The organism is Microbacterium sp. MEC084 (assembly GCF_004514465.2).
Taxonomy (GTDB): domain Bacteria; phylum Actinomycetota; class Actinomycetes; order Actinomycetales; family Microbacteriaceae; genus Microbacterium.
In genome coordinates, this window is record NZ_MYFP02000013.1 from 53,428 (window position 1) to 71,282 (window position 17,855).

A 17,855-nucleotide genomic window follows, 5' to 3' on the forward strand; every position below is an offset into this window, starting at 1 on the left:
GTGGGGCCACAGAAAGAGATCATGTCTTCCACCTCACCCGACCGCCGCAGTACACCGAAGTTCACGCCGGTCAACGTCGGGCGGACGTCCTACGCCATCGTCGATCAGATCAAGCAGTTCATCCGCGATGGCGAGCTGAAGGCCGGGGATCGACTGCCCAACGAGCGGGACCTGTGCCAGCAGTTCGGAGTGAGCCGGGTCACAGTGCGCGAGGCGCTGCGCATCCTCGAGGCCAACGGCCTGGTCGAGGTGCGCGTCGGCGCCCAGGGCGGCTCGTTCCTCACCTCCCCTTCCGCCGAGCTGGTTGGCGACAACCTCGCGCACCTTCTCTCACTCTCGCCGATCACGGGCACGGCCGCGACGGAGGCGCGTCTGGCCTTCGAAGTCGCGATCCTGCCCCTGGTGATGAAGTACGCCACCGACGACGACATCGCGGCGTTGCGCGCCATCGTGGCCGAGTCGAAGGATCTCGAGAACGAGGGCCGGTACTCTACGGAGATGTCGGCCGCGTTCCACGTACGCCTCGCCGCGTGCGCGCACAACGGCGCCGTCGAGGTGCTGATGCGCAGCTTCTACGGCCCCATCCTCACCTCGCTCACGGAGGCGAAGGCGGCCGCCCCGGTCATGGGCATGCGCGGCATCCAGGAGCACGACGACATCATCGACGCCGTCGAGGCACGCGACCTCGAGCGCGCGAGCGCGATCATGACCGAACACCTGGGGCGCACAGCCGATCGCATCAGGCTGCTCGAGGGCGACGAGTGAGCGTCCGCTGAGCCGCGTCGGCCGCGAAGGCGCCGACGCGGCCCCTCTGCGAGCGGCCACCGGCCCCCGCGGAGACTTCGCCGGTGCGCGCATGCGGTAAATGTGGTCTAATGGTCTAACCGTAGAAGGAGGACCATGATGACCGACGCAACGGCGCGCCCGCTGTCAGCCGGAACCCTCATCGTCGGGGCCGGCCAGGCGGGCCTGCAGCTCGCCACCAGCCTCCGAGAGATGGATCACGCCGGCAGGATCACGCTCGTCAGCGGCGAGCCCCGGCTCCCCTACCAGCGCCCGCCCCTGTCCAAGGCGTATCTCTCCGGCAAGGCCGACGAGACCGAGCTCTCGCTGCGCGGGGAGGACTTCTACGAGGCCAACGGCATCGACGTGCTGCGCGGCGAGTGGATAGAGACCATCACGCTCGTCGAGGGCGGCAACGGCGCCGGCCAGGCCCGGACGAAGAGCGGCCTGACGCTTGCCTTCGACAAGCTCGCCCTCACCGTAGGCGGCCACCCGCGCCGTCTGCAGGCGCCCGGATCCGACCTCGCTGGCATCCACTACCTGCGCGACGTCGACGACGCCGCGAACCTGCGTCGCGACCTCGACGCGGCCGAGCACGTGGTCGTCGTCGGCGGCGGCTTCGTGGGCCTCGAGATCGCCGCGGCCTCGACGGCCAAAGGCAAGAAGGTCACCGTGCTCGAGGCGCTGGATCGGCTCATGGCCCGCGTCGTCGCGCCCGAGATGTCGGCGTTCTATGCCGCCGCGCACCGCCGCCGCGGCACGCAGATCGAAACCGGCGCGGCCGTGACCGGCTTCCGCGGCGAGGGCCGCGTGAGCGGCGTCGAGCTGGCCGACGGTCGTGTCATCGATGCGGACGTCGTCGTCGTGGGCATCGGACTCATCCCGCACACCGAGCTCGCGCAGCAGCTGGGCATCGGCACCGACCGTGGCATCGAGGTCGATCAGCAGGGCCGCACCCGCCTGCCCGGCGTCGTCGCTGCCGGCGACTGTGCCGTCGTGGCGCACCCCGACCACGGCCAGGTGCGTCTCGAGTCGGTGCCCAACGCGATCGCGCTGGCGAAGGCCGCCGCAGCGGCCCTGCTCGACCGCGAGCCCGTCGAGCCGCCGCTGCCCTGGTTCTGGTCCGACCAGGCCGACCTGAAGCTGCAGATGGCCGGCCTGTCGATCGGGTACGACCAGGTCGTGCTGCGCGGCGACCCCGACACCGAGCAGTTCTCCGCCCTCTACTACCGCGACGGGCGGCTGGTCTCGGTCGAGGCGGTGAACTCGCCGCGCGACTACATGGCCGTGCGCCGCGTCCTCGAGATGGGCCGCACCATCCCCGCCGACGCCGCGGGCGACCTCGACATCCCGCTGAAGACCCACCTGAGCGCGCACGCCCCGGCGTGATCACCGCACTCACGCTGAGAGGGCCTGGAGCGCAAGCTCCAGGCCCTCTGCGTGTGCGCGGCAGATCCGCGGTGTCAGATGACGAACGACTCCAGCGCTTCGGGGGCGAAGATCTCCTCCGGTGCGCGCAGCGTGCGCGACAGGCCCTGCTCGTGGTGATAGCGCAGGAAGGTCTCGAGCACCTTGCGGTCGGACGGGCCGAGCCCGTACGACCAGAAGTCCTCCCCCATCAGCGTGCGCGCCTGCTCGAGGTGCACCATGAGCCAGGGGTCCATCAGCTGCAGCGCCGACGCGTCGTAGATGCGCGCGTGCGCCTCCTTCTTGGCGATGTTCAGCGCCTTCGTCAGCGACTGCGCCACCCACGGCGCTCGCTCGTAGACGTCCCGGCGGATCACGACGACGTGCATGATCGGGAAGATCCCGGTCTGGGCGAAGTACTCCTGCTCGGCCGCCTTCGCGTCGGGGAACAGGCGCGCGACGGTGCCGCCCTTCGGATCGAACGTGCTCGGGATGCGGGGCGCGAGCAGCGCGTCGAGCTCGCCGTCGGCAAGCATCCGCGAGATCGTCTTGTCCTCGGGGATCGGGCGGACGTCGAAGGGCACGTCGACCTTGCCCTTCTCGATCCGGCCGGGGGTCTCCTCGCCGCCCGTGAAGTACGTCGCCGAGTCGAGCGGCACGCCGTAGTGGTCGGCGAGGATGCCGCGCTGCCAGACCACCGCCGTGAGCTGCATCTCCGGCATGGCGATGCGCTTGCCGACCAGGTCGGACGGCCGCTCGATGCCCGCCTCGGTGTTGATGAAGATGCCGCCGTGACGGAAGACCCGCGAGGTGTAGACCGGGATCGCCACGAACGGCGAGTTCTCCAGGCCGCCGGCCCTGTCGAGCGTCGCCGTGTACGTCGACAGCGACATCTCGGCGACCTCGAACTCGCGGTGCCGCAGCATGCGGAAGAAGGTCTCCTCCACGGGCAGGCGCAGATAGTTGAGGTCGACGCCGTCGACGGGGACCGTGCCCTCCGCGATGGACCGGGTGCGGTCGTAGTCGCCGCACGCGAATGTCAGCGGGATCCTGCTCATGCGCTCGTGCCCTCCAGGCGCGCCGCAAGGCGCGGATAGACCCGCAGCGCGTTGGCGCGGGTGATGCGATCGAAGTCGTCCTCGTCCAGGTCGGCGCTTCGCAGGTAGACGAGGGTGTCGTCCCACTCCACGCCCGTCTCGGGGTCGGCTCCGCGCACCGCGCCGAGCATCTCGGAGGCGAACAGCACGTTCGCGGCCGGCACGACCTCGGTCAGCAGGTCGATGCCCGGCTGGTGGTACACGGCTGTGTCGAAGAACACGTTCGCGAGCAGCTCGGACGGATCCTGCCAGCCGTTGCGCACGGACAGGCCGCGGTAGCGTCCCCAGTGGTACGGAACGGCCCCGCCGCCGTGCGGGATCACCAGGCGCAGACCGGGGAACCGCTGGAACAGGTCCGACTGCAGCAGCTGCATGAACACGCTGGTGTCGGCGTTCAGGTAGTGCGCGCCGAGCGTGTGGAAGTTCGGGTTGTCCGCCGTCGAGACGTGCACCATGAACGGCACGTCGAGCTCCTCGGCCGCCTCGTACAGCGGGAACCACGACTCGTCGGTGAGCGGCTTGCCCGCCCACGTTCCCGACGGATCCGGGTTCAGGTTGGCCGCGACGAAGCCGAGCTCGGTGACCGTGCGGCGCAGCTCGGCGATCGCGCCGTCGAGATTGCCCTCGGGCGTCTGGGGCAGCTGCGCGGCCGGCGCGAAGTGCTCGGGGAACAGCGAGCTGACTCGCGAGATCAGGTCGTTCGACGCGCGCGCCCACTCGTCCGCCATGCGGGCGTCCGGCTGGTGGTGCTGCATGCCCGACGCGCGGGGCGAGAAGATCATCAGGTCGCCGCCGCGCTCGGTGAGCACGCGGATCTGATTGCCGACGACGCTCTCGCGCACCTGGTCGTCGCTGATCCGGTTCCACAGGTCCGCGGATGCGGGACTCTCGCCGTTCAGCTGCGCCTTGCGGAAGTCCAGCAGCGCGCTGGGCTCGGTCGTGTAATGGCCGTGGACGTCGATGATCACTTGTCGGCCTCTTCCTTCCAGGCCTGGTAGTCCACGTAGCGGATGCCGGCCTTCTCGATCATGGGTCGCATGTCGTTCACGTCGAGCGCGATCTCGCCCGCCAGATAGCGCGCACGGGCGCGCTCCTCCTTCTCCTCGCGCTCGCGGGAGGCGCGCGCGACGGCCGGGGCCTGAGCGCGGGGGACGATGACCACGCCGTCGTCGTCCGCGACGACGACATCGCCGGGTTCGACGATGCGGCCCGCGACGGAGATCGGCACGTTGACGTCGCCGAGCGCGCCCTTGCGCGTGCCCTCGGCGGAGACGTGGCTCGACCAGACCGCGAAGCCCATCTCTCGCAGGTCGGCCACGTCGCGCACTCCTGCCTCGATGACCAGGCCGCGCACGCCCCGTGCCTTGAGCGAGGTGGCCAACAGGTCTCCGAAGTAGCCCATGTCGCACGGCGAGGTCGGCACGACCACGAGGATGTCGCCCTCCTGGCACTGCTCGACGGCCACGCCGATCATCGTGTTGTCGCCCGGGGCGACGGTCACGGTGACGGCGTTGCCCGCCACCCGTACGTTCTGCTGAATCGGGGTGATCGACGATCCGAGCAGACCGGTGCGTCCCTGCGCCTCGTGGATGGTCGCGACGCCGAACGCGGCGAGCGCATCGACCTGATCGAGCGGCGTGCGGGGCGGGTCGGTGACGACGACGCCCGGCATCAGGCGGCGTCCTTCCGGCCGCCGGGCTTGCCGATCAGCTCGGGCATCATCGAGATGTGGATCGCGTCCTCGTCGGTCTTGCCGGCGAGCACGCGGATCGCGAGGTCGACCTGGTCGATGCCGTAGCGGTGCGTGGCGAGCTTGTGCATCGGGAATCGGCCCGACGCGATCTGCGCGATCGCGAGCTCGCACGCATTGAACGAGTGACCGCGCGCCGACTTGATGGTGATCGCCTTCTCGGTGACCTGCTTGAGCGGGAAGTCGGGGAACGCAGCGAGCTCGCCCTGCACGACGAGCGTGCCCTCGCGACGCTTGAGCACGTCGATGCCCAGCAGTGCCGGTGCGGTGCCGGCGCGCGAGGTGCAGTCGAGCACGAAGTCGAGGCCGCGACCGTTCGTGAGATCCATGATCTTCTCGCGCGGGTCCTCGGTGAGCACGTCGATGGTGTGATCGGCGCCGAGCTCCTCGGCCAGCGCGAGGCGGTCCTTGTCGCGGGTGGTGCCCGAGACGATGATCTTGGATGCACCGGCCTGCTTGGCCGCCATCAGCTGGGCCAGGCCCTGCTGGCCCGGGCCCTGGATGAGCACGGTGTCGTTGTAGCCGATGCCGGCGGTGAGCAGCGCCCATTCGATGCCGTTCGAGATCGGCATCACCAGACCGGCCAGCTCGGGGGTGACGGTGTCGGGCACCTTGTGCAGCACCGCGTTCCACGGCAGGTACATGTACTCCGAGAAGCCGCCCCACAGGTTGCCGTCGAAGTCGGCCGACGTATAACCGAAGCGGCGGGCGTCGGGATTGGTGCGCCAGTCGGTCGCCTCGCAGTGGCGATACTCGCCGATGCGGCACCACTCGCAGTTGAAGCAGGCCACGTAGTGCTCGACGAAGACGCGGTCGCCCTCCTGCAGCCCGTGGCGGATCTTGAACTGCTCGCCCGCCTCCACGATCACGCCGACGTTCTCGTGGCCCATGATCACGCGCCCCTGCGTGGCCGGGGTGCTCGGCGGGTTGAAGTACAGCTTGGCGTCGGTGCCGCAGATGCCGGCGACCTCCACCTTCAGCAGGGCCGAGTCAGCGTCGATGCGGGGCTTCGGGAGCTCCTGCATCTCGGTGACCCCCGGCGCGGTCCGCACCGCTGCCAGAACCGTTTCGCTCATGCGCACATCCTTGGGCTCTTCATTGGATAAATGGTCATACCACGTTAGCATTCGAGGCAGTCGCACCACACGATCTCGGAGGCACCATGCACCTGTCCACACTCACCCGGCTGCAGGGCGCGAACCGCGCGCTCATCACGGGCAGCGTCGCCCCGGCCGGGTACACCCTCGACTTCGTCGATGAGCCGGTCCTCGTGAAGGGCTTCCGCAAGATGGTGCGCAACCTCGAGTACGACGTCGCCGAGATGGCGCTCACCACCTACCTGACGGCCAAGGAGCACGGCGCCCCGTTCACCGCGCTTCCGATCTTCCTGGTGCGCGACTTCCACCACGGAGCCGTGCAGATCCGCAAGGCCGACTCCGGAATGACGGCGCCCGACCTCGCGGGCAAGCGCGTCGGGGTCAACCGCGGCTACACGGTCACCACCGGCGTGTGGGCCCGTGCGGCCCTCGCTGAGGCGGGACTGGACCTGACGAGCGTCACCTGGGTGCGCTCCGGCGACGAGCACGTCGCGACCTACGTGCCGCCGGCCAACGTCGTGCAGGCCCCAGAGGGCCGCACTCTCGAGGAGCTGCTGCTCGCCGGCGAGCTCGACGCCGTCATCGGCGCCTCGATCGACCACCCTGACGTCGTGCCGCTGTTCGCCGACCCGCTGCGGGCCGGCCTGGATGTGCTGCGCGACACCGGTGTCTTCCCGATCAACCACCTCGTCGTCGTGAAGGACTCGCTCGTCGCCGAGCGCCCCGACCTCCCCCGCGCGATCTTCGACGCCTTCACCGAGGCGAAGCGCCGCTACGTCGACGAGCTGCGTGCGCACAGTGACGGCGCGAAGAAGGGACAGGATCGCACCCTCACCGCCGTCATGGAGCTCACCGGATCCGACCCGCTCCCGTACGGCGTGGAGGGCTCGCGTGTGACGCTCGAGAAGCTGATCGACAACGCCATGACGCAGGGCATCCTGACAGAGCGTCCGGCGTTCGAGAGCATCTTCGTGCCGTCGACGCTCGGGATGCGCGGCTGATGACCCGCATCGCGATCACCGGCGACCATCACGGCATCGGCATGCGGCCGCGGATGGTCGAGGTGCTCACCGCGCGCGGGCACGACGTGATCGACCTCGCCGCGCACGTCACCGACGTCGTCGACTACCCCGAGCTGTGCGCCGACCTGTGCCGCGCTGTGCAGTCCGGACGCGCCGAGCTCGGCATCGTCCTGGGCGGCAGCGGGCAGGGCGAGGTCGTCGCGTGCAACAAGATGCGCGGCATCCGGGCGGGCCTGGCCTACTCGGAGTTCGCCGTGGACATCTCGCGGGGCAACAACGACGCCAACGTCATGGTCATCGGCACCAAGGTGCTGGACGAGGAGCAGGCGCTCTCGCTGCTCGACCGCTGGCTCGCCACGCCGTTCAACGGCGGCGTGCACGCCGAGCGCATCGCCCAGATCGCGCGCCTCGAGGAATCCGGCGGCATCTGACGCCGACAGACGTGAGAGGGGCGGTGGCTGCAAGCCACCGCCCCTCTCACGTGTGCGCCTAGTACTTCGACAGGAAGTCGCGCACCCGGGCCACTGACGCCTCCGGTGTCTGCTCCGCGACCGGCACATCCCAGTACTCGTTCACGGGCAGGCATTCCTGCAGGTACCGCGCGGCCGACCGCGTGTGCGAGAGGTCCTCGCCCGGCACGATCAGCGCGGGGGTGTCCAGCAGCTGCAGATCCTCCGGTTCGGGGCCGGGCACCGTGTCGCGGTCGAACAGCAGGCGCGCCGATCCCGACACGATGGTCGTGTAGCGCTCGATGCTGGTCTGCGCGAACGTCTTGGCGAACTCGTCGTCCGAGCGCAGCGCCGCCGCCCAGGGGCTGACCCGCGGGTCCTTGCTGAAGCCGGCCTCGGTCGAGCGGGCGTGCTCCACCACCGCGGCCACGCCGTGCTCGAGTGCGAAGCCGAGGTGTTGCGTGAAGCGCTTGTGCTGCGCCGCGCGGTACGTCACGCCGCCGGCCGGCGAGAACAGCACCATGCTGCGCACGCGCGCGGGCTGCGCCACGGCGAGCATCGCCGCCGAGGTGCAGCCGACGCAGCCGCCCATGGTGTGCACCTGCTCGAAGCCGAGGTGGTCGATCAGCGCAAGCGCCTGATCCACGTACTTCGGCCAGGACAGCCGCTCCAGGCGTCCGCCCGAACGGCCCGACTCGCGCCGGTCGTAGACCACGCAGGTGTAGTCCTTCGAGAGCGCCTCGACGAAGCCGAGGTCCTTGTACCGGCCGAACGTCGTCCAGTTGTCCAGGCTCGCGTCGAAGCCGCCGGGGCTGAACATCAGGATCGGCGGACCATCCCCGATCACCTCGTAGCGAGTCCGGATCCCTCCGAGTTCCACCTCAGGCATATCGCACCCCTGTCACTTCTGACCCTTGAGCTTGCGGGCGCCGCGGATGTCCGCCGCGCACTCGGCGAGCGCGTCGTGGATCACCTTGGCGACGTTGGCGTAGGTGTCCGGTTCCGCGTCGACGTTCTTCGAGTTGTAGCCGACGGCCGCGGTGATCATGCGGATGCGGCCGTCCAGCCACGGTCCGCCGCCGAACCCGCCCAGCACCGGGATCCTCACCGCGTCCACGACGGCCGCGCCGATCACCGGACCGGAGTTGGTGAAGTTCAGCGCCACGGCGCCGGCGTCCTCGAGACGCTTGGCCTCGCCGATGAACTCCTCGACCATCTCGTCGGGGATCTCCGCGGTGTGGGCCGCGCTGTACTCGATGCCGTACTTCAACGACGTCTGCGGCGTGATGCCGAACTGGGCGAAGACGGGCACGCCCGCCTTCGTCACGGCCTCGACCGCCTCGGGGAAGTCGGCGGCGCCGTCGAGCTTCACGAGATCGACGGCGGCTTCCTTCACGAGCCTGATCGCCGCGGGAACCGCATCGCCGGACTGCAGCGGACCGAAGGGGAAGTCGGCGCTGACCAGCGCGTTCTTCACCCCGCGGCGCACGGCCTTGGCCGCCACCAGCAGCTCGTCGAACGTGATCTCCAGCGGGTTCGGCTGTCCCCACAGGTTGGTGCCGACCGTGTCCCCGACCGAGACGATATCCGCGCCGACCCGGTCCGCGATCGTGGCCATGTGATAGTCCCAGGCGACGAAGCAGACGGACTTCTCGCCCGCCTGCTTCATCGCCTGCAGCTGAGGGATCGTCGTCATGCGCGGATCGCGACCAGCAGCTGGAAGAGGTCGTCCTCGTCAGCGGGAACCAGGAGGATCCGGCAGTGCGGACGGATGGCGGCCAGCGTCGAGCTCTCGAGGTCGCCCTCGTTGAGCATCAGCAGACCGGCGGTCATGATGGACCGCTCCCACGCGGCCTTGCCGACCGCCCAGGTCGCGTCGGGTTTGATGCCGTTGGTCGCCACGAAGATGATCGAGTCGGAGTGCTCGATCTCGGCCTCCATCAGCCGCGTCTCACCGTCCAGGGTGAACAGCTCCACGCCGGTGTCCGACACCGTGTAGAACTGCGCCTGCCCCCACGGGTTGTCCGCGATCCTGCGCACGACGGCCTCGGCCGCGTCATCGAATGCGATGACACGGGTCGAGCGCGCGAAGGCCAGAGGGTAGTCGAGGCGGAACGAGGCCTCCTTGGCGGTCGTCGCGAGCACGTGACTGCTCACCATGATCGGCTTCGACATGTTCACACCGAGGTCTGCGGTACGCCCGGACGCGCCTTGAACGCCTCGCCGATGCCCTCGACGAACGGCTGGTCGGCCGGCAGCACGATGGCGACCGAGCGGATCTGCTGGTGCTCGGGGATGTTGCCGGCCGGCTCCGTCCCGTTGTCGCGCAGCGCCTCGGCGGCACGGCGCAGCTTCTGGCGCGCCTTGATGATGCCGGCGTCGGTCGCGACGAGCCGCTCCTTCGTGCGGTCGACGATGGGGCCCATCGACTCCTGCAGCGACGAGTCCTGGATCGCGATGCCCTCGACACCCGAGAACAGGATGCCGGCCTTCTGCTTCTCGCGATCGATGAGGTAGTCGTTCTCCTTGTTCGCCACCGGGCGGTACGTACCGGGGATGTTCTTGGAGTGAACGCCCGCACCGTCCTTCATCGCCTGGACCTCGGCCTCGGTGAGTTCACGCGTGGGGTGGTAGTCGAACGACCACGCCCAGCAGTTCTCGTCGTCGATCGGGACCCAGAAGTGGCCGTGGACCGGGTGGTCACCGCGCGGCGGCACCATCGTGAAGTTCGGGAGCACCCACGGCGTGACACGCCAGTAGTAGTGGCCCTCCTCGGCGTTGCGGCGAGCGCCGATCAGCAGGCCGCCCTCGTTCTCGACGACCTCGAAGAAGGGCTTGAGGTCGTTCTTGTTGTACTCGTTGCCCTTGGCGCCCTTGAACAGCGGGTCGGCCTCGAGGCCCTTGCCGGTCGGGCCACCGCCGTGCAGCCAGGTGACGTGGCTCGAGTCGATGCCGCCCTCGAGCGCCTGCAGCCAGTTGTTCTCCTGGTAGCGCTTCGAGGTGAAGGTCTGCTTCGAGGGGACGGTCGCGAACTCCCACGTGGGCAGCGGCGGCTGCTTATCGGGCTCGCCCATGTATGTCCACAGGATGTCGCCCACCTTGACGAGCGGGTACGAGCGCAGCTTGACGTTCTTGCAGAACTCCGAGTTGTTCAGCTCGCTGGGGACGTCGATCGCCTGACCGTCCTGGTTGTACTTCCAGCCGTGGTACGGGCAGCGGATCCCCCCCTCCTCGATGCGTCCGAAGAAGAGCGAGATGCCGCGGTGGGCGCAGAACTCGTCCATGAGCCCGTACTTGCCCTCGGGGGTGCGCACCGCGACGAGGCGCTCCGACAGGATCTTCACCCGGACGGGCGGGCAGCCGTCCTCCGGCAGCTCTTCGGTGTGCAGCACGGGCTGCCAGTAGCGGCGGAACAGATTGCCCATGGGCGTGCCAGGGCCGGTCTGCGTCAGCAGCTCGTTGATGTCAGGGCGCAACATGATTCTCTGTCTCCTCTCAGTGCCACGCCTCAGCGCGCGGCTCCACGACGAGTCCATCGAGCTCGTCGCACATCTTGATCTGGCAGCCGAGACGGCTCGCCTCGGTGAACTCGGACACCCCCATGTCGAGCAGGTCCTCCTCGAGCGGGCCGGGCCCGCCCACCTTGTCGCGGAACTCGTCCTTGACCCAGACATGGCACGTGGCGCACGAGAGCTGGCCGCCGCACTCACCGACGATCCCCTTCACGCCCGTCCGCACGGCAGCGCTCATGACGCTCTCACCATCGGCAGCCTCGACGATGCGCTCGGTACCGTCACTCTCGACGTACACGACCTTGGGCACGCGAGCCTCCTTCCGCGTAAACATCTATTGGACTTACCAATCTACCTCGCCCGGGGGCTGCTCTGTCAAGACAGCCGCGGATCGCGGGACACGCACGCGTCTGTGAGGCGAGCATGGAGTCCTGGGCTCTGACCATCACCGGCGACATTGCGGCCGACACCCTGCTGACCGACTACCCGTTCGCGCTCTTGATCGGGATGCTGCTGGACCAGCGAGTGCGTGACCCCGCAGGACCCGCCTGACGGGCACCTAAGGTCAAGTCGCAGAGAACGTTAACTACAGCGATGTGATTCAAGGTCTGTACGCGGTTCTCCATCGACGGGCGCTTCGGATCGCCCTATAACCATGTCGCGTACGTCGCCGACCCGCTGGGCGACGAACCTCCACTCGAGTCCGCGACGTGGCGGGCAGTGAACGAAGCGAACCGCGCTTTGGCGCGACTGGACCAAGCCTCGAGCCAGGTCCCCAGCCCTGATCTCCTCCGTCGGCCGACGCTTCGGCGCGAAGCACAGAGCACCTCAGCTCTCGAGGGAACCTTCGCTCCCCTTGAGCAGGTGCTCGGGGCCGACACCAGCGACGAGAAGCTCAGCAAGGAGCTGGTCGAGGTGCTGAACTACGTGGAAGCTGCGAGCGTCGCGTTCAACTACGTGGCAGAGTCCGGGAATATCACGGTCGGCCTCCTCGAGACATGTCAGAAGGTCCTTGTACGAGGCACAGACTCGGATACGCAGGATGCCGGACGCGTGAGGACCACACCGGTCGCGATCGGCAGCCCGACCGGCTCGATCGAAGACGCGAGGTTCGTGCCCATGCCGCCGGGCGTCGAGCTCAGAGCAGCGATCGGAGACCTCATCGATTGGATACGGTCGCGAGAGATCGAGCGCGACCCGATCGTCGCGGCCGCCCTCGCGCACTACCAGTTCGAGACACTTCATCCGTTCAACGACGGAAACGGACGCATTGGACGCCTGCTCGTTGTGCTCCACTTCATGGTCGACGGCGTGCTGCGCGAACCGCTGCTCAGCGTCTCACCCTGGTTCGAAGCCCGAAAGACGGAGTACCAGGATCATCTCGCTTCGGTCTCCGCCACTGGTCGTTGGGATCCTTGGATTCGCTTCTTCGCAGAGGGCATCGCCGCATCCGCCACGGATACCGCGCTTCGCGTCGATCGCCTGCTCTCAGTGCAGCGCCGCTACGTCGAGCTCCTCCAAGAAGCTGGGAGCAAGGGCGTCATCCGCGATATCGCCGACATCCTCATCGGTGACCCGCTCGTGACGGTCCCCATGCTCACACGACGCTTCGGCAAGGCCGCGCCGACAGTCAACGCTGCACTCGAAAGGCTGGTAAGCCTCGGTATCCTCAGCGGTCCGATCGGGACGTACAACCGCAGGTTCATAGCGCGAGACATCTGGGCGGCGGTGACCGCACCTCCTGGCGCGGTCGCGGAGCGCAATGCACCGCTGATCGCTGAGGGCGCGTAGAAGCACCGTCGCCCCAGCAAGCCGGGGAGAGAATGGTCACATGACGCTCTCCATCACCGGTGACGACGCCGCCGACGCGCTGCTGACCGAGAACCCGCTCGCCCTGCTGATCGGGATGCTGCTGGACCAGCAGATCGCGATGGAGACGGCGTTCACGGGCCCCGAGAAGATCCGGCAGCGGATCGGATCCGTCGACGCGGCCACGATCGCGGGCTACGACCCCGAGGCGTTCACCGAGGCGTTCCGGCAGACGCCGGCCGTGCACCGCTTCCCGGGCTCCATGGCTGACCGCGTGCGCACGCTCTGCCAGACGATCGTGGACGACTGGGGCGGCGACGCGGCCGCGATCTGGACGCAAGGCGACCCGGACGGCAAGGAGGTGCTGAAGCGCCTCAAGGCCCTGCCGGGATTCGGAGATCAGAAGGCGCGGATCTTCCTCGCGCTGCTGGGCAAGCAGTACGGCTACGACGGCGCCGGATGGCGCGAGACGGCGGGTCCGTACGGCGAGGAGGGCGCGTTCCGCTCGGTCGCCGACATCACGAGCCCCGAGACCCTCGCCAAGGTGCGCGAGTACAAGCGCGCGGCGAAGGCCGCCGCCAAGAACGGCTGACGTGAAGCCGTCGGGCGGCGACGTCGCCGCGCACCTGCTGGGAGTGACGCCCGAGCGTCGCCGCGCGGACGCCGAGATCCTGATCGACCTCATGCGGGAGATCTCGGGGCGCGAGCCGGTGCTGTGGGGCACGATCATCGGCTTCGGCTCGTGCCACTACCGCTACCCCACCGGCACCGAGGGCGACTGCGGCATCCTCGGCTTCGCGCCGCGCAAGGCCGCCACGACGATCTACCTCCTCGACGGGGTCGACGCGCACGCCGAGCTCGCACGGCTCGGCCCGCACACGACCGGGGTGGGGTGCCTCTACGTGAAGCGCCTGGAGGACGTGGACCTCGACGTGCTCCGCGGGATCCTGACCCGCTCGCTCGCCTGGGTCGAGGCGGGCGGCAGCGAGGGGATGCGTCTCACCGTCACCGGATGACGGCGCGTCAGAGCACGCCGAACATCGCCCGGACCGCCCGCTCGGCCGCGACGCCGTCGCACGCCACGACGGCCTCACGCAGCGCCGCGCGGTGCTCGAGGATGCGGGCCGCTGTCGCGGCGTCGCAGGAGACCCGATGGCGCGGTCGATCATGGCGGTCACGTCGGTGCAGCCGCGGATCAGGCTGTTGCCGGTGCACGCGATCAGGTGCTTGAAGAGGCGGCCGAGCGTCGCGGCGGTCTCCCCGGGCTCGGCGGCTGCGGTCGCCTCGTCGAGCATCGTGAGCGCGAGCGCGCGGTCGTCCTCGGACATCCGGTAGGCGGCGAGGCGCGACACCGATCCGTAGAGGTAGCCGCCGTACTCCCACGCCTCGGCGACGTGCTGCTCGGTCAGCGCCGTGACGCGCGTGTAGCGGCTGGCGGAGGTCTCCACCAGCCCCGCGCGCTCCAGCCGCTGGACGGCCTCGCGGATCGGCATGCGGGACACTCCGAGCCCGGCCGACAGCTCGCTGTCGCGCAGCAGCTCCCCGGCCGCGAGGCGGCCGTCCAGGATCGCCTCGCGGAGACGGTCGTAGACCAGGTCCGACAGGCGTGGACCCCGGTTGCGGAGCGGGGTGTCGAGATCGAGTACAGCGTCCAATGGGGCGTTCCGTTTCCGCAGAGAGAACAGGGAACCCCCTCCCCTGCCCGTGCTAGTACCCGGGTAGGGTACCCATGCGGCAAGGCGGCCGCGACGCGCCGGGCGCGATCACTGCCGCACGCGCTGCGCGACCTCCCCGAGAGCGCCGTCGATGCCGTGGAGCTCGCGGACGGCGGCCTCGGCGCCATCCGCGTCCTTCTCCTCGATCGCGCGACGCAGCCGGGCGATCAGCGGAAGGACCGCGTCGAGCACGCCCGCGAGCGGGATGTTCCGCGTGACGTAGTCGACCGTGTAGAGAAGGTCGCTGCGCAGCTTGAAGTTGCTGTTGCCGCACGTGGCGATGATGTGGCGGTTGAACGCGCGCGTAGCGTTGAAGTACGCGTCGCGATCTGTGCCGGCCGAGACGATCGCATCGAGCAGCCGGACGGCCTCCTCGCGCTGCGCGTCGTCCATGCGACGCGTCGCCATGCGCGTCGCGGCGCCGTAGAGGTACCCCGCGTACTCGACGATCTCGGACGCGCGCTCGGGAGTGATCTCGACGACGCGGGTGTAGCGACTCGCGGCCGTCTCGACGAGGCCCGCGCGCTCCAGGCGCAGCAGGGCCTCGCGCACGGGCATGCGCGAGACGCCCAGGCGGTCGGCGAGGGCCTGGTCGCGAAGGCCTTCGCCGGGCTTGAGCTCTCCGTGGACGATCGCCTCGGCGATCTGGTCGAAGACCATGTCTGAGAGTCGCGGGGCCTGCGGCGGGCGCAGCGGGGCGCCGAAGTCGAGCGGGGACATTGAACGATCCAATCCAGCCTTACGGCTGACGAGCACTGGGAGGCCGGGTTTACCTCCCATGGCGGACGGGTCAGGCGCCGCGGAGGCGCTCCGCGAGGTAGGCGCGCAGGCCCTCGAGCGGCACGCGCTCCTGGCCCATCGTGTCCCGATCGCGCACGGTCACGGCGCGGTCGTCGAGCGAATCGAAGTCGATCGTGACGCACAGCGGCGTGCCGATCTCGTCCTGGCGGCGGTAGCGGCGCCCGATGGCGCCGGCGTCGTCGAAGTCGACGTTCCACGTGCCGCGCAGGTCGTCGGCGATCTCGCGCGCCAGCGGCGACAGGCGCTCGTTGCGCGAGAGCGGGAGCACGGCGACCTTCACGGGAGCGAGGCGCGGGTCGAGGCGCAGCACCGTGCGGGTGTCGGTGCCGCCCTTGGCGTTGGGCACCTCCTCCTCGGTGTACGCGTCGATCAGGAACGCCATCATCGAGCGGGTCAGGCCGAACGACGGCTCGATCACGTACGGCACGTACTTCTCGCCCGACGCCTGGTCGAAGTAGGTGAGGTTGCTGCCGCCCGACGCCTCGATGTGGTTGGTCAGGTCGAAGTCGGTGCGGTTGGCGATGCCCATCAGCTCGCCCCAGCCCTTGCCCGGGAAGCCGAAGTCGTACTCCACGTCGATCGTGCGGTCGGAGTAGTGCGCGCGCTCGCCGTCCGGGATGTCGAGCCTGCGCATGTGCTCCGGGTCGATGCCGAGGTCGACGAACCAGTTCCAGCACTCCTCGACCCAGTGATCGAACCACTCGGGCGCCTCGGCCGGCGGCACGAAGTACTCGATCTCCATCTGCTCGAACTCGCGCGTGCGGAAGATGAAGTTGCCGGGCGTGATCTCGTTGCGGAACGCCTTGCCGACCTGACCCACGCCGAACGGCGGCTTCTTGCGCGACGCCGTGAGCACGTTGGCGAAGTTCACGAAGATGCCCTGCGCGGTCTCGGGGCGCAGGTAGTGCAGGCCCGACTCGTCGTCGATCACGCCGAGGTAGGTCTTCACCAGGCCCGAGAAGGACTTCGGCTCGGTCCACTGGCCGCGCGTGCCGCAGTCGGGGCACACGATGTCGGCCATCCCGTTCTCGGGCTGGCGGCCCTTCTTCTCCACGAAGGCCTCGATCAGGTGGTCCTCACGGTGGCGCTTGTGACACTGCAGGCACTCGACCAGCGGGTCGGTGAACGTCGCCACGTGACCCGAGGCCTCCCACACCTTCGAGGGCAGGATGATCGACGAGTCGAGGCCGACCATGTCGCCGCGGCCGCGCACGAACGTCTGCCACCACTGGCGGCGGATGTTCTCCTTGAGCTCGGTGCCGAGGGGGCCGTAGTCCCACGCCGAGCGGGAGCCGCCGTAGATCTCTCCCGCCTGGAAGACGAACCCGCGGTGGCGGGCGAGGCTGATGACCTTGTCGAGGCGGGAGGGCTCGGCCATGGTGGCTCCAATGGTCGGGAGGGATCGGGATGGGCGCGCGCGTCCGTCGGGATGCGCGCGCGGATGCCTCAATCCTAGTTCGTGCGCGGAACCGGTCGCGGGGTGGAGCGGATGGGTCGGCGGAGCCTGTGAGACAGTGACCGCATGCCGAGCATCCGCGACATCATGGCCTTCGCCGACAGCCCGCCGCCGCCGGGGGCGAGCCCCTGGGCGTGGCTGCCACCGCTCGAGCGCGCCGGGTTCACCCTGGTCATCCGGGAGCCGTGGTGGGATGGCCACCGGGGTCTGAGATGGGACGGGTGCGAGTCGAACATCCACGTGTTCGGTCCCGAGGCACCCGAGCCGTGGAGGCATCGCATCTTCCGCGATCACCTGCGCCGAGATGCGGAGGACCGCACACGCTACGCCACCGTCAAGCGGGAGGCGGCTGACGCGGCGAACGCCGGCCGCGAGACGGTCATGCAGTACAACGTGCGCAAGCAGGCGGTGATCCGGGCGATCTACGCGAAGGCCTTCGAGGCCGCGGGGCTGGTCTCGTAGTTCTGTTCGATACTTTCGAGCTGCTTCCTGGTCTATGTCGTACATACGTACTATACTGTGGTCATGGCCGAGCAGCCGATCTTCGAAGCTCTCTCCCCGCACGAGGCGATGCGGGCGGCGATCGCGGTGCTGCGGTCGGTGCAGCCGCAGATCGCGGGGATGAGCGACGCGGAGACGGTGTCGTTCGCGCCGCTCGCCGAGGAGCTCGGCCGCCTCACGGACGGGGTCCGGGTCCGCACCGCCGGAGAGATCGACGCCCGCTCCGACCGGATGCTCGACGAGCGGCTGTCCGCGCAGCACGGATGCCGGAACGGGATCGAGCTGCTCGAACGACTCACCCAGGCGCCGACGCGGGAGGTCCTCGCGCGGGTGCGGCTGGACAAGCGGCTGCGCGCGGAGACGGCGCTCACCGGCGAGGCCCTCCCTCCCCGGCATCCCGAGGTCGCCGCCGCGATGCGGCACGGGGACATCGGCACGCCGGTCGCGGAACTGATC

General features: G+C 69.1%; 21 protein-coding genes and 1 pseudogene. 10 read left to right on the plus strand and 12 right to left on the minus strand.

The genetic code is table 11. From position 1 onward, the window contains the following. Positions 1 to 21: 21 nt before the first annotated feature. Together B5M43_RS15180 and B5M43_RS11225 are read left to right on the plus strand one after the other, a co-directional pair. On the plus strand, positions 22 to 765 hold the full coding sequence (locus B5M43_RS15180) for a FadR/GntR family transcriptional regulator (protein WP_134745456.1): 744 nt from the start codon (positions 22 to 24) through the stop codon (positions 763 to 765). 135 nt (positions 766 to 900) lie between these two features. Beyond that, complete coding sequence (locus tag B5M43_RS11225) at positions 901 to 2,172, plus strand: NAD(P)/FAD-dependent oxidoreductase (RefSeq protein WP_200941022.1); 1,272 nt, start codon at positions 901 to 903, stop codon at positions 2,170 to 2,172. Between the two features lie 74 nt (positions 2,173 to 2,246). On the opposite strand, the gene B5M43_RS11230 is transcribed toward B5M43_RS11225, so the two are convergent. The 4 genes from B5M43_RS11230 to B5M43_RS11245 are packed head-to-tail and all read right to left on the minus strand — an operon-like array spanning position 2,247 to position 6,113. Further along, positions 2,247 to 3,248 (minus strand): ABC transporter substrate-binding protein, encoded by a 1,002-nt coding sequence (locus B5M43_RS11230; protein WP_134745455.1) that lies wholly within the window; start codon positions 3,246 to 3,248, stop codon positions 2,247 to 2,249. Next, a complete protein-coding gene (locus B5M43_RS11235) occupies positions 3,245 to 4,255 on the minus strand; it encodes an amidohydrolase family protein (protein WP_055987590.1) in 1,011 nt (336 codons plus the stop codon). The genes B5M43_RS11230 and B5M43_RS11235 overlap by 4 nt, the downstream gene beginning before the upstream one ends. After that, positions 4,252 to 4,959, minus strand: coding sequence for a 4-carboxy-4-hydroxy-2-oxoadipate aldolase/oxaloacetate decarboxylase (locus B5M43_RS11240; RefSeq protein ID WP_055987587.1), 708 nt, complete (start codon positions 4,957 to 4,959; stop codon positions 4,252 to 4,254). Before B5M43_RS11240 ends, B5M43_RS11235 begins: the two co-directional genes overlap by 4 nt. Beyond that, entirely contained in the window at positions 4,959 to 6,113 is a 1,155-nt protein-coding gene (locus B5M43_RS11245) for a zinc-binding dehydrogenase (protein WP_055987585.1), read from the minus strand. The genes B5M43_RS11240 and B5M43_RS11245 overlap by 1 nt, the downstream gene beginning before the upstream one ends. Before the next feature lie 86 nt (positions 6,114 to 6,199). On the opposite strand from B5M43_RS11245, the gene B5M43_RS11250 reads away from it, so the two are divergent. Beyond that, a complete protein-coding gene (locus tag B5M43_RS11250) occupies positions 6,200 to 7,135 on the plus strand; it encodes a hypothetical protein (protein WP_055987584.1) in 936 nt (311 codons plus the stop codon). After that, on the plus strand, positions 7,135 to 7,587 hold the full coding sequence (locus tag B5M43_RS11255; protein ID WP_055987582.1) for an RpiB/LacA/LacB family sugar-phosphate isomerase: 453 nt from the start codon (positions 7,135 to 7,137) through the stop codon (positions 7,585 to 7,587). The genes B5M43_RS11250 and B5M43_RS11255 overlap by 1 nt, the downstream gene beginning before the upstream one ends. 58 nt (positions 7,588 to 7,645) lie before the next feature. Here B5M43_RS11255 and B5M43_RS11260 read toward each other — a convergent pair whose 3' ends face one another. From B5M43_RS11260 to B5M43_RS11280, 5 genes are read right to left on the minus strand one after another with little or no spacing between them, the layout of a single operon-like run. After that, entirely contained in the window at positions 7,646 to 8,494 is an 849-nt protein-coding gene (locus tag B5M43_RS11260) for an alpha/beta fold hydrolase (protein WP_055987580.1), read from the minus strand. A 12-nt stretch (positions 8,495 to 8,506) separates the two neighbouring features. Next, positions 8,507 to 9,301 carry a 3-methyl-2-oxobutanoate hydroxymethyltransferase gene (locus tag B5M43_RS11265; protein ID WP_055987578.1) on the minus strand — a complete coding sequence of 265 codons (795 nt, stop codon included), beginning with the start codon at positions 9,299 to 9,301 and terminating at the stop codon, positions 8,507 to 8,509. Beyond that, a complete protein-coding gene (locus B5M43_RS11270; RefSeq protein WP_055987576.1) occupies positions 9,298 to 9,780 on the minus strand; it encodes a hypothetical protein in 483 nt (160 codons plus the stop codon). Before B5M43_RS11270 ends, B5M43_RS11265 begins: the two co-directional genes overlap by 4 nt. 2 nt (positions 9,781 to 9,782) lie before the next feature. Next, complete coding sequence (locus tag B5M43_RS11275; RefSeq protein ID WP_055987574.1) at positions 9,783 to 11,084, minus strand: aromatic ring-hydroxylating dioxygenase subunit alpha; 1,302 nt, start codon at positions 11,082 to 11,084, stop codon at positions 9,783 to 9,785. A 16-nt stretch (positions 11,085 to 11,100) separates the two neighbouring features. Further along, positions 11,101 to 11,427, minus strand: a complete 327-nt coding sequence (locus B5M43_RS11280; RefSeq protein ID WP_055987572.1) for a 2Fe-2S iron-sulfur cluster-binding protein — start codon at positions 11,425 to 11,427, stop codon at positions 11,101 to 11,103. 113 nt (positions 11,428 to 11,540) lie between these two features. Between B5M43_RS11280 and B5M43_RS15185 the strand changes: the two genes are divergently transcribed. The 4 genes from B5M43_RS15185 to B5M43_RS11295 all read left to right on the plus strand — a co-directional run bounded on the left by B5M43_RS15185 (position 11,541) and on the right by B5M43_RS11295 (position 13,942). Then, positions 11,541 to 11,669, plus strand: coding sequence for a hypothetical protein (locus B5M43_RS15185; protein ID WP_268777921.1), 129 nt, complete (start codon positions 11,541 to 11,543; stop codon positions 11,667 to 11,669). A gap of 168 nt (positions 11,670 to 11,837) precedes the next feature. Next, positions 11,838 to 12,908 (plus strand): Fic family protein, encoded by a 1,071-nt coding sequence (locus B5M43_RS11285; RefSeq protein ID WP_205829467.1) that lies wholly within the window; start codon positions 11,838 to 11,840, stop codon positions 12,906 to 12,908. Positions 12,909 to 12,948: 40 nt separating this feature from the next. Next, a complete protein-coding gene (locus B5M43_RS11290) occupies positions 12,949 to 13,518 on the plus strand; it encodes an HhH-GPD-type base excision DNA repair protein (protein WP_134745453.1) in 570 nt (189 codons plus the stop codon). A gap of 1 nt (position 13,519) precedes the next feature. Next, entirely contained in the window at positions 13,520 to 13,942 is a 423-nt protein-coding gene (locus B5M43_RS11295; RefSeq protein WP_134745452.1) for a DUF1801 domain-containing protein, read from the plus strand. Positions 13,943 to 14,371: 429 nt separating this feature from the next. Here the strand turns inward: B5M43_RS11295 and B5M43_RS11300 are convergent. The 3 genes and pseudogenes from B5M43_RS11300 to B5M43_RS11310 form a co-directional block, all read right to left on the minus strand. Next, positions 14,372 to 14,581: pseudogene (locus tag B5M43_RS11300) on the minus strand (GntR family transcriptional regulator); the annotation flags it as partial. A 108-nt stretch (positions 14,582 to 14,689) separates the two neighbouring features. Continuing rightward, positions 14,690 to 15,361, minus strand: coding sequence for a GntR family transcriptional regulator (locus tag B5M43_RS11305; protein ID WP_167626760.1), 672 nt, complete (start codon positions 15,359 to 15,361; stop codon positions 14,690 to 14,692). Between the two features lie 70 nt (positions 15,362 to 15,431). After that, complete coding sequence (locus B5M43_RS11310; protein ID WP_055987560.1) at positions 15,432 to 16,820, minus strand: glycine--tRNA ligase; 1,389 nt, start codon at positions 16,818 to 16,820, stop codon at positions 15,432 to 15,434. Positions 16,821 to 16,964: 144 nt separating this feature from the next. Here B5M43_RS11310 and B5M43_RS11315 point away from each other — a divergent pair, with 144 nt between their 5' ends. Continuing rightward, on the plus strand, positions 16,965 to 17,360 hold the full coding sequence (locus B5M43_RS11315; protein ID WP_055987558.1) for a GrpB family protein: 396 nt from the start codon (positions 16,965 to 16,967) through the stop codon (positions 17,358 to 17,360). Between the two features lie 63 nt (positions 17,361 to 17,423). Continuing rightward, positions 17,424 to 17,855 (plus strand): hypothetical protein (locus B5M43_RS11320; RefSeq protein ID WP_230667984.1); only part of this gene is annotated, 432 nt, incomplete at its 3' end.